Source organism: Bartonella sp. AA16NXGY (assembly GCF_042197325.1).
Taxonomy (GTDB): Bacteria; Pseudomonadota; Alphaproteobacteria; order Rhizobiales; family Rhizobiaceae; genus Bartonella.
In genome coordinates, this window is record NZ_JBHIRR010000001.1 from 120470 (window position 1) to 131786 (window position 11317).

Sequence of the window (11317 nt, forward strand, 5' to 3'; positions counted from 1 at the left end):
TGAGGGGGCTGGTAAATATAACGATGGTGCCGACTTACTCCTTCATAAGCGAAAAAAGGATAGATCCTGAAATTTAAATCTAAAGCTTCTAAGCGTTTCTATCGCTCCTTAATTTTTGTCTGTAGAAAAAATTGGTTATTTCATTTTTTAAAATTTTTCTTTTACAGATTAATAAATGATCGCTAGAGATACAAAAGTCTCCATTAGAAAACATTTTTATGAATAGGGAAGGTTATTTAAATCTAAAAGAATTGGGAAGTGCTACGGAAATGGCTTTTTTCATAACAGTAGGTAATGCTTCTTCGGCAAGATGTTGAATGTTACACCACCAACCATTTTCACAATTCATTTCATGAACATCTTCGGTATAGTAAACATCAAGTTTTAGAGAAAAGTGAGTAAAAACATGCGTAATTTGTCCTTTGAATTGCCAATTGGCAGTAAAGGGTGCGTTTTGTAGCCCATTTTCGTTGTTTATGCCAATATTGTTAGGAATTTGGGTCATTCCACCAAGGAGCTTTTGCGTCTGTCGTTTTTCCAAATAAATTTGTTTCTTTTTATTAAGGACCACAAAAGCAATACCTGTTTTTGAAGGGCGTTCTTTTTTAGGGGCTTTAACTGGAAAAGACTCCGGTTGTTGCATCTTTTCTGCTTTGCATAAACATTGAAGAGGGCAGGTATAACAAGATGGTTTGCGTGGAGTACAAATTGTTGCTCCCAAATCCATCATTGCTTGAGCAAAGTCACCAGGACGATTTAAAGCAGTAATTTTTTGTGTTTTTTCTTTAATTTCAACTTTTGCTTTTTGCAATATTGAAGTGATAGCAAAAAGTCGCGCTACCACACGTTCGACATTACCATCAACCACTGCTACAGGGTGGTTAAAAGCAATCGCAGCAATGGCTGCGGCAGTATAATCTCCAATACCGGCTAGAGTTCGCAATTCTTTTACAGATTGTGGAAATTGTCCCGCGTAGTTTTCAACAAGCTGTCGCGCACATTTTTTAAGATTACGTGCGCGTGAATAATAACCAAGTCCAGCCCATGCTTTCATGATATCATCTTGGGAGGCTTTTGCTAAAGAGGAAAGATCAGGCCATAGTTTTAGAAACTTTTTAAAATAAGGCTTAACTGTTTCAACGGTTGTTTGTTGAAGCATGATTTCAGAAAGCCAAACTTGATAAGGATCAGGACGGATACCTTGTTTTTGCTTTTCGGGGGTAATCCGCCATGGAAGATGTCTGTGATTTTGATCGTACCAAGCAAGGAGGTGCGAAGAAATTTCATACATGATTGCTTTCAAGCATAGGGAGATATAAAATGCAAAAGAAAAAATTATTTATTTTGTAATTCATGTTTTTTGCTCTTTTATTGTCAAGGCTCTGGTGAGAAAAGGCTTTTTATTTTGTTGATATTTCATAAATTGAGGAGGCAACAATTTTTAGATGAAACAAATGATTTTAATTTAGTAAGCGGTTGAACAATGATCTAAAAATGAGAAAACAACTTAAAAAACGTATCTTTTATTCTCTTTCTGAGGCGGTATACAAAATACTTGATCCAGTTTTACGCAAACGGACAGGGCTTAATGTAGCGCTTATAGAACATTGGCCACAGATTGCGGGCTATGATATCAGTGAACATACAATGCCGCTTAAAATTATTTGGAAACGTCGTGCAGATCAAGATGAAGTTTTTCAGCCAGCAACACTTGTTGTCGCATGTGAAGGATTTGCTGCGTTAAAATTGATGCATGAAACAGAGGAATTACTTCATAGAATTAACGGATTTTTTGGCTATATTGCTATTGATCGCATCAAGATTGAGCAAAGGAGTATGTCGGTTTTTATGAATCACTTGCCTCTAAAACCGCCTTTGAGTGAACAAGACAAAAAATGCGTGGAAAAAATGCTTGAAGGAATTGAAGATAAAAGTTTGCACCAAGCACTTTATCAACTTGGCTGTTGCATTTTTTTGGAAAAAAATAATAAATAGAAAGATATTTTATATATTTTTCTTTAATATATGAGAAAGCATTGGATTCCTATTCGTTAATAACAACAGAAAAGTATTATTTATGGTAAAATATCGTTCTTTTTTATCTTTCGGGATAATTTTTCTCTTCATAACGATTGTACAAAACAGTGTAACAGTTGCTTTAGCGCGTGATCCCAAATCAGTGGCAACTGTTGATATGGCAGAGCTTCTCCAATCGGGTAAAGTAAAGGATCGCTTTGAGGGAGAGGCGGATGCACCAGTCGTCATTGTTGAGTATGCTTCGTTGACATGTACCCATTGTGCGCATTTTTATAATGATATACTTCCCCAAATTCGTAAAAAATATATCAAAACAGGAAAAGTAAAACTTATTTTCCGAGAATATGCTTTTGATCCTCGGGCAACAGCAGGTTTTATGTTGGCACGGTGTGCACCGGAAGATCGCTATTTTCCTTTGATAGAAGTTTTATTTCAAAAACAAAATGAATGGGCTTTCGGAAAAAATGCTCTAACACCATTGAAGAAAATTGGCTTAATGGCTGGTTTTACAGATGAAAGTTTTACTGCGTGTTTGAAAAATCAGTCCATTTTAGATGAAGTAAATGCATCTTTTGAACGCGGTAAAGAGCTTGGTGTCACAGCAACACCTACTTTCTTTATTAATGGTAGTAAATATGAAGGTGCCATGAAAGTAGAAGAATTTTTTTCGGTGATTGATAGTTTTCTAAAAAACTGAATCTTAATCTTCCAGAAGATGGATAGTGATACTTTTGGTCATTATCTCTTTTGGAAGGATTAATATTATGCATTTATGAAGCGATATCGTTGAGCCAATTTTGAATCAAATCATTGCTTTTAAGTGAGCCTGGGTTGAATGATGTTTTGAAGCTGATATGGGAGGATTTGTACAGTGAAAAAATGGGTTTATAGTTTTGGAGATGGAAAGGCAGAAGGAAGTGCAAGTGAGCGTAACCTTCTCGGAGGTAAAGGGGCTAATTTGGCAGAAATGAGTAATCTTGGTTTGCCCGTACCACCCGGATTTACGCTGACAACAGAAGTTTGTAATTTTTATTATGCCCATGACAAATCATATCCAGAAGAGCTACAGGAATCTGTTAAGCAAGCACTAAGATACGTTGCTGAACAAACAGGACGTGAATTTGGGAATGAACAAAGACCACTTTTGCTGTCTGTTCGTTCAGGGGCTAGGGCTTCTATGCCAGGGATGATGGATACAGTGCTGAACCTTGGCATGAATGATAAAACTGTAAAAGCAATTGCTTTACAAGCCAATAATGAACGTTTTGCTTATGATAGTTATCGGCGTTTTATCCAAATGTATTCTAACGTTGTTTTGGGGCTAGACCATTCGTATTTTGAAGAGATTCTTGATGAAGTAAAAGCATGCAATGGTTACACTATTGATACAGAAATGACAGCAGATGATTGGAAGAATGTTATTATTTCTTATAAAGCCTATGTTGAAGAAAAATTAGGAACCCCTTTTCCACAAGATCCTGAACAACAGTTATGGGGGGCAATTGGAGCCGTTTTTTCAAGTTGGATGACAGCACGTGCAGTTACTTATCGCCGTTTACATAGCATTCCTGAAAGTTGGGGAACGGCAGTTAATGTGCAAGCTATGGTTTTTGGTAACATGGGAGAAGATTCGGCAACAGGTGTTGCTTTTACACGCAATCCATCGACAGGGAAAAAAGAACTTTATGGTGAATTTTTAGTTAATGCGCAAGGGGAAGATGTTGTGGCGGGCATTCGAACGCCTCAAAATATTACAGAAAGTGCGCGTATTGTTGCTGGTTCAAATAGACCGTCGTTAGAAAAAATTATGCCTGAGGCTTTTTTGAAATTATGTCAGATTGCGCAGAAGCTTGAGCAGCATTATCGGGATATGCAAGATCTCGAATTTACCATTGAAAAAGGTAAATTATGGATGCTTCAGACTCGTTCAGGAAAACGCACGGCTCGTGCGGCTCTCAAGACGGCAATTGAAATGGTTGAGGAGGGGTTAATAAACCGTGAAGAGGCTGTGATGCGTATTGATGCAAAGTCGCTGGACCAACTTTTGCATCCAACACTTGATCCTAAAGCAGAACGTTTTGTTATAGGACGTGGTTTACCTGCTTCTCCTGGAGCCGCAACTGGTGAAATTGTTTTTACTTCAGAAGAGGCAGAAACTGTGTCGGCGGAAGGTCGCAAAGTTATTTTGGTCCGTGTAGAAACAAGCCCAGAAGATATTCATGGTATGCATGCTGCAGAAGGAATTTTAACAACGCGTGGCGGTATGACAAGTCACGCTGCTGTTGTTGCGCGGGGGATGGGAAAACCATGTATTTCTGGTGCTGGCAGTGTGCGGATTGATTATAACACAAATACGTTGTTTGCCTCAGGAGAAAGCTTAAAAAAAGGTGATGTTATCACAATTGATGGTGGAAGTGGAGAAATTTTCAAAGGGAAAGTTGCAATGTTGCAGCCTCAGCTTTGCGGAGACTTTGCAAAATTAATGGAATGGGCTGATGGGATGCGACGTATAAGAGTTCGCGCTAATGCTGATACACCATCTGATGCCCGTATGGGGCGCTCTTTTGGGGCTGAAGGTATAGGTCTTTGCCGTACGGAGCACATGTTTTTTTCTGATGAACGTATCGTTGCCATGCGTGAAATGATTTTAAGTCATGATGAAAGTGGTCGTCGTAAAGCACTAGATAAGCTGTTGCCAATGCAGCGTTCAGATTTTAGTGAATTATTTGAAATTATGTGTGGTTTACCTGTTACTATCCGCTTGCTAGATCCACCGTTACATGAATTTTTGCCTAAAACGAAAGCAGAAATTCTTGATGTTGCAACAGCTATGGGTGTTTCTGCTGAAGTGCTTGCTGAACGCACTCAGCAGTTGCACGAATTTAATCCTATGCTTGGATTACGAGGATGCCGTTTAGCTATTACTTATCCTGAAATTGCAGAAATGCAAGCGCGGGCGATTTTTGAAGCAGCAGCAGAAGCTGCCCAAAAATCTGGATCTCCTGTTATGCTTGAAATTATGGTGCCACTGGTTGCACTAAAATCTGAACTCGATTTTGTGAAAGCGCGTATTGATCAGGTTGCTGAGGAAGTGATGAAAGAAAAGGGAAGCACTATTCAATATATGGTTGGGACGATGATTGAACTTCCAAGAGCGGCGCTTCGAGCAGACGAAATTGCTGAAACTGCTGAATTTTTTTCATTTGGAACAAACGATTTGACACAAACTACTTTTGGGATTTCCCGTGATGATGCAGCTCCTTTTTTGGCAACCTATTTTCAAAAAGGTCTTTTAGAGCAAGATCCTTTTGTGTCTATTGACCGTGATGGAGTAGGGGAACTTATTACCATTGCTGCACAGCGTGGACGCTCAAAGCGTGCAAAAATAAAATTGGGAATTTGCGGTGAACATGGAGGCGATCCTGCCTCTATTGCTTTATGCGAAGAAAATAACCTGGATTATGTTTCGTGTTCTCCTTTTCGAGTGCCAATTGCTCGTTTAGCAGCAGCTCAGGCCGCAATAGCAAAAAGGATGTAATGGGTTAATATTTTTTGTTGTATCGTTATTACTGAAATAAATTTTTATATATTCTTTTATTTTCTTTAATAAAGGGAATAAAAATGCTTCTAAAATGCACGATAAGTTGTGTTACGCGAGAAAGTGTTTTTTTTAGAGGTTTATGAAAGAAAATATAAAGCACAGGATAGACAAAGATGTATTATTAATGCACTTTTTATTGGCGAACCTCTTGATAGAGAGAAACGTGTTATTGTGCAGTCAATTTACGCGTTTGCTTTTTTATAGGGGAATGAGCTCCTCACGCAAAATAGAATGCTCCAAACAAATGCATTTTTTTTTGCGCATCATGCTGTTTGAGATAGACATTTCTCAATGGATGCCCCATTTTACATTGATATTCGTGGAATGGGGATTATGTAAAACTCCCCGTAAGTTTATAAAAATCTTCCCAAAATTTATAAACTCCATTATGCACTCCCATCTTTACATTTATAAAGGAATATCAAAGTTACACAATCTATTGATTTATAAAGATAATTTTTTATTTCTCATATTGAATGAAAGCTGTAAATATCATAAGATCTTCTTATTTCGACTTCTTTTATAATGAATCAATCAAAACCATGTTTTTTGTATGTTACAGGCGGGATGAGCGTCTGTAGATAAAAAAATAAAGCAAGGATATGCCTCTTATGAAACGTCTCAAGTGTCAAGAGCTGTCACAAATTGAAGGTAGGTACAGTGTGTAATGGTGCCGGCTTGCTTCTTGACAAAAAGCGTAAAGATGATGCGCGGCGCGTGCAGTGGGACTACTATTATTATTCATGGGCGTTGTTGCGAAGTGGTTTTAGGTGCTTTAGAGATGTTTTTTAAGAAAGCCCGTGAATGGCAATCCAAGTATATTCCGTTTGGGACATTTTGTTTTAGGTGAGGGGGAGTGAGACCAAAAAGACATGTGATAAAGTAAGAGCATGAGGCAATAGGTAATTTCCGTTATTTTAAAGATATTGCTTTAGATGTCTTTGAAAGGCGTAAAGCTGAATTAAAAGGAAATGACAAAGATGAAAACTGGTTTTTACCTTAACTTTTCATATTTTTCCCAAATTAGGCTGTTTTCCTGTTTTAAGAGATTATACAAACAGAGATGCGTAATATTCTTGCCTCCATTTGGCATATAAAAGCTATAACAGCTGAGAGAAGTACTAAACTGTCTTAACATTTTTTTCAAACATACTGCTGCGGTAAGTTTGGATGTTGATTTATAGGCAATACTAAACGCACACGCTCTCTTAAGAAGACAATGTCATAAAACACATAACTTTCCAGCAATAGATTAGAGAGAAGTGCCGGTTTTTATCAGACACTTTGCAAAACAACAACCATAACACAATTAGCTTTACGTCTATTTATCCTTACAGGTGTTTGCACAAATTCTTTGCATCATATTTATAAAGATCAAATTGACGATAATATATGGACAATTCGTGGTTCGATAATATGAAAGGTTTACATGATACTACAAAAATTTCGTGTCCTTTTATCATCAGAGGCAATAAAAATGCTAGAACAAGCGCGTTTGCTATTTTGCAATATTCTTTTTTCTGCAATCGGTTGTGGTTTTTTTGAAGAAAATTATACGGCTCAATATGTAATGTGTAAGAAAACCATTCTGATTGATTGAAAATAAGAGGGCTTGAGATGAAGGAATGTTTGAGGGGAGCATTAAACAAACGAAAGATGAATTATCATTATAAATTAAGAGATTATTATGATTAGCTTCAATTTAATAAACCAATTTCACGCATTTTCATTAAAATTGTGTGATTAATTTTACCTGTTACAGGAAGATCAAATATTTTTTGAAACTGTTTTAAGGCTTCTATCGTCTTTTGATCTTCTATTCCTGTGACAATAACCTCCTCATTCCCAAAAATATGTAAAGCTTTTTGCACTTGTATAATATCTTCAACAGAAGGCTCTAAAATAGCTTCTTTTAAGTGTGTCATATTTTTTGTATTGTTTGTTTCTATTTCGCTTTGCTTAATTAATATCGCGATTTCATCTGCTGCGGGATTAGATAGAACATTCTTTTGCATTCTCTGAGCAGTTTGCTGTTTCCATAAAGTGATGGCTCGGCGTGTTTTAGGTCCTTCCAGTCCATCTAATGGTCCATCATAAAGTCCTAATTTTGCTAGTTCTTTTTGCTTTTCCAGCATGCTTGCTGATTGAGAGGGTAAAGGTGAATTTGTGTGCTTATGACTTTGAGAATGTACAGAAGTTACACGAGAGAGTTCTTGTGATTTTTCTTCTTTTTCCGATAAAGTAGAGCTCTTACCTATACTTTGAACAGAGGAAAATTTCATTTGAGTTAAAATATTTTGATGCGTTGTCATTTGCGAAAATAAAGCATTAAATGAAATAAATAAAAAACTAATGCTAAAAAGAAAAGATCCAACAAAAAATAAAGTATTTTTTCGTGTATAGAAATAAAGAGTTTTTGCACTCCAAAAAATAAAATGAAAAATTATAAGAAGAAGTGTTATAACAATACTACTATAGTATTTACGGTGTTTTACAGTTTTTTTTCGGTAGGTCTTTCGTTTTGTTGCCATTACTTTTATTTTCAGTTGCGTTTATTTTTTACAAAGAAACAAATATAAATTAGGAAACGAATATGAATCAGTTTTTACTTCCAGCCAGAGAGAAGTGCATTGACATTATTGATTTTTCCTTTCAAACTCCTAAAATGAGCGGCTTCATTATATCAATTTATAAGTTGATAAATCAACAAGAGTTCTTATCAACGTTTATTCATTTTATTTTATACAAATCTTTAATGTGTATAAAGAGAGCACCAAATGATTAGCATTCAAGATCATTTTGGTATTTGCAAACTGCATTATCACATATAATTATCTAAACAATAATGCCACGTTATTCTTCATTTTGGGGCATATGTTTGCCTATTATTTAAAATAAAATTGAAAATATTTGCCTATAACGCTAAAAAGATGACAATCATTATCTATTCTTTATAATTTACATATAGATGGTTACTTATCCATAAACGGTTTGGTAATAATAATTATCTCTTAATATTATTATATTTTGGTATAAATTCCTTCTATTAAATAATTTTCATAAGTATTAATTAAATTGATGTTTACAATGTTATAGAAAAAACTGGCTTGAGATGTAATCATAAGAGATGCAGTTATTTTTTGATGTTTTTATTGACAGGTTGACTATTTTCATAACATTCCAGTAAAAATTTTATAGATAATATAAATATTTTATCGACACTAGAGTCAGAATAACAGAGTTTACTCTTTTTAGCTTTTTCAACTAAGCTAAGATGGTGGACTATTATTTAAAATAATTATGTACACAACACGATTATCTCTCTCATTTTTTATCATAGTATGTTCATTAACATGACCAGCTTGTAAGTGTATAATTTTGATGTTAATTTTTTACTGAATAGACAATGTATCCCATTTTATACAGCGGAATTGTGCCATATTTATAAAAAAGCCAATGATATAGATCCAATACATGAATACTCAATTTTATAAAAAGCACATTTTATAAATTGTTTATAAAGCAACAGTGTATAAAATGCTTCTTTTATTGTATTTACCACTGCGGTACATTGATTGTCCATGATACGTTTTTTAATCAAATTATCATTTTTTTTATTTTTTATTTTTGTCATTATTTCATTTTTTGTAGCAGATCCAAGCAGTAACCATTCTTCTAGCCCCCAAAATAATGAGACAACAACGAGCGATGTGATTGTTGCTTTTAAGGAAGCCTTAAATGACTTAGGCGCATTTTGTGACCGTAATATAAAAACCTGCAAAGTAGGAAAATCCTTTTTAAGTTCACTTGGTGAGCGCGCATATTACGGTGCAAGAGCTGCTTATGAATATTTAGGGAACATATTAGGAAACAAAAATGATATCAGAGACTTCCCCTAATGTTTCTTACAAAATCGAAATACAAGAGTTCTTACAAAACCATGCAATGTTATCTTGAAATAAGGATTTTTAACGTTCTTCGTGTTATTTATGTTAGGAAGAATAAATATTTATTTTTTATAAGTGTATTCAAGAATGATTATTCAAACGAAACAGGACTAAAATAATGGCGGAAACAATCGGTAATATTATAGAGAACTTTTCGCTTTTGGATAATTGGGAAGATCGTTATCGTTATGTCATCGAGCTTGGCTATGAATTGCCACCTTTTCCAGAAAGCGCTCGAAACGATGCTCACAAAGTTCCTGGTTGTGTTAGCCAAGTGTGGCTTCTATCTTCACGTAATAACTCAAAAGATCCAATATTGACGTTTCAAGGTGATTCCGATGCTCATATTGTGCGTGGACTCATTTACATACTTCTTGCTTTTTATTCAGGCAAAAAAGCTTCTGAAATTCGCAATTCTGATGCTCAAGAGCTCTTTGAAAAACTTGGTTTAAATGAAAATCTTACACCACAACGATCAAATGGTTTGAAATCAATGATTAAACGGATTCGTAACGAAAGCTATATGTAATCCCCTTGGTAGAAATTGCTATATATACAAAAGCTTCACACAAAACATGTATACTAAAATCAACTTTATGCACGAAACCATTTTTTCGCAAAATAAGATTATTTAGTTTTTTTCCGTTTGCTTTTGCGTCCAAGCCCCATTTCTTTGGCCAAAGCCGATCGTGTTTTTGCATAATTAGGCGCCACCATAGGGTAAGAACTATCTAACTGCCATTTTTCACGATATTCCTCTGGCAACATTCCATAATGTGTCATGAGATGACGCTTTAGAGATTTAAACTTCTTTCCATCTTCAAGGCAAATGAGATAATCAGGAAATACTGAACGCTTCGGATTAACGGCAGGCCTTTGTTTTTCAACTTCGACTTCTGTTAACTCTAGATTCCCTGCTTTACGAAAAGCAGCATGGACATCAGCAATTAAACTTGGCACTTCAGTCGGTCGAATAGAATTATTACTCACGTAGGCAGCAACAATATCAGCAACCAATGTAATAACTAAATTGCTTTCAGTCTCTAAGACTGCACGATGTTCCATTCTTGTTTCCTTTAATTTAAAATTGAGTAATTCAAAATCGAGATATAGTGCATATACTCATGATATAAAGATCTCATGCACATGAGTTTCATATTGTACAAAAATCTTTTTTGTCAATTCAATTATTCTATAAAATTGCCAAAACACAAAAAAATCAAATAAATACCTATTTTTTGTCATAATATACAATAAGAAAAACGAAATTATTACATGCTAAAATATATTTTTACCCTATAACATATCATACATAATATATAATACATCACAAATATAAAAAAATATATGATAAAATTTATTTATTTTTTTTGAGAACGTAAAAATAAAATTACTAATTATAAAAATATAATATATAAATTATTATATTTTGTTTTGAATACTTATAGTTTAGTAAGTTTATGTTTAATAAGTTTTAAATTTGTTTTTATTATTTATATTTATAAAATTTAATAATAAAAAACATGATATATTATAAATATGACATAATAGTATTATTTATAATATAAAACTATTCATTAAAAGGAGATAGGACATTTTTATTTTTTATACAGTAATAATAATATTTTAGATATATTTATTCCTTTCTGTAAAATTATGCGATTATACTGTTTCAAAAAAAATCAATTCTTTTTCTAAAAGTTTAATTGTTTTACCAGTCACTTTCATTATA

At 34.4% G+C, this 11317-nt stretch carries 8 protein-coding genes and 1 pseudogene; 6 read left to right on the forward strand and 3 right to left on the reverse strand.

Annotated features, from left to right (window positions below; genetic code table 11):
* Positions 1-232 precede the first annotated feature (232 nt).
* Positions 233-1291: an A/G-specific adenine glycosylase gene (mutY, locus tag ACFINK_RS00485; protein ID WP_375620664.1), complete on the reverse strand. Its 1059-nt coding sequence runs from the start codon at positions 1289-1291 to the stop codon at positions 233-235.
* A 203-nt stretch (positions 1292-1494) separates the two neighbouring features.
* On the opposite strand from mutY, the gene ACFINK_RS00490 reads away from it, so the two are divergent.
* The 4 genes from ACFINK_RS00490 (at position 1495) to ACFINK_RS00505 (ending at position 7238) form a co-directional block, all read left to right on the forward strand.
* Complete coding sequence (locus tag ACFINK_RS00490) at positions 1495-1995, forward strand: DUF721 domain-containing protein (protein ID WP_375638055.1); 501 nt, start codon at positions 1495-1497, stop codon at positions 1993-1995.
* 82 nt (positions 1996-2077) lie between these two features.
* Positions 2078-2734: a DsbA family protein gene (locus tag ACFINK_RS00495; RefSeq protein WP_375611143.1), complete on the forward strand. Its 657-nt coding sequence runs from the start codon at positions 2078-2080 to the stop codon at positions 2732-2734.
* 174 nt (positions 2735-2908) lie between these two features.
* A complete protein-coding gene (gene ppdK / locus ACFINK_RS00500) occupies positions 2909-5575 on the forward strand; it encodes a pyruvate, phosphate dikinase (RefSeq protein ID WP_375613012.1) in 2667 nt (888 codons plus the stop codon).
* A gap of 1492 nt (positions 5576-7067) precedes the next feature.
* Positions 7068-7238: a hypothetical protein gene (locus ACFINK_RS00505; RefSeq protein ID WP_375628290.1), complete on the forward strand. Its 171-nt coding sequence runs from the start codon at positions 7068-7070 to the stop codon at positions 7236-7238.
* Positions 7239-7335: 97 nt separating this feature from the next.
* On the opposite strand, the gene ACFINK_RS00510 is transcribed toward ACFINK_RS00505, so the two are convergent.
* Entirely contained in the window at positions 7336-8169 is an 834-nt protein-coding gene (locus tag ACFINK_RS00510; RefSeq protein ID WP_375613011.1) for a peptidoglycan-binding domain-containing protein, read from the reverse strand.
* 1050 nt (positions 8170-9219) lie between these two features.
* Between ACFINK_RS00510 and ACFINK_RS00515 the strand changes: the two are divergent.
* Positions 9220-9595 (forward strand): annotated as a pseudogene (locus tag ACFINK_RS00515) (DUF5330 domain-containing protein).
* 108 nt (positions 9596-9703) lie between these two features.
* Complete coding sequence (locus ACFINK_RS00520) at positions 9704-10114, forward strand: SufE family protein (protein ID WP_375611146.1); 411 nt, start codon at positions 9704-9706, stop codon at positions 10112-10114.
* 98 nt (positions 10115-10212) lie between these two features.
* Here ACFINK_RS00520 and ACFINK_RS00525 read toward each other — a convergent pair whose 3' ends face one another.
* A complete protein-coding gene (locus ACFINK_RS00525) occupies positions 10213-10650 on the reverse strand; it encodes a Ros/MucR family transcriptional regulator (RefSeq protein WP_012754848.1) in 438 nt (145 codons plus the stop codon).
* Positions 10651-11317: the final 667 nt, after the last annotated feature.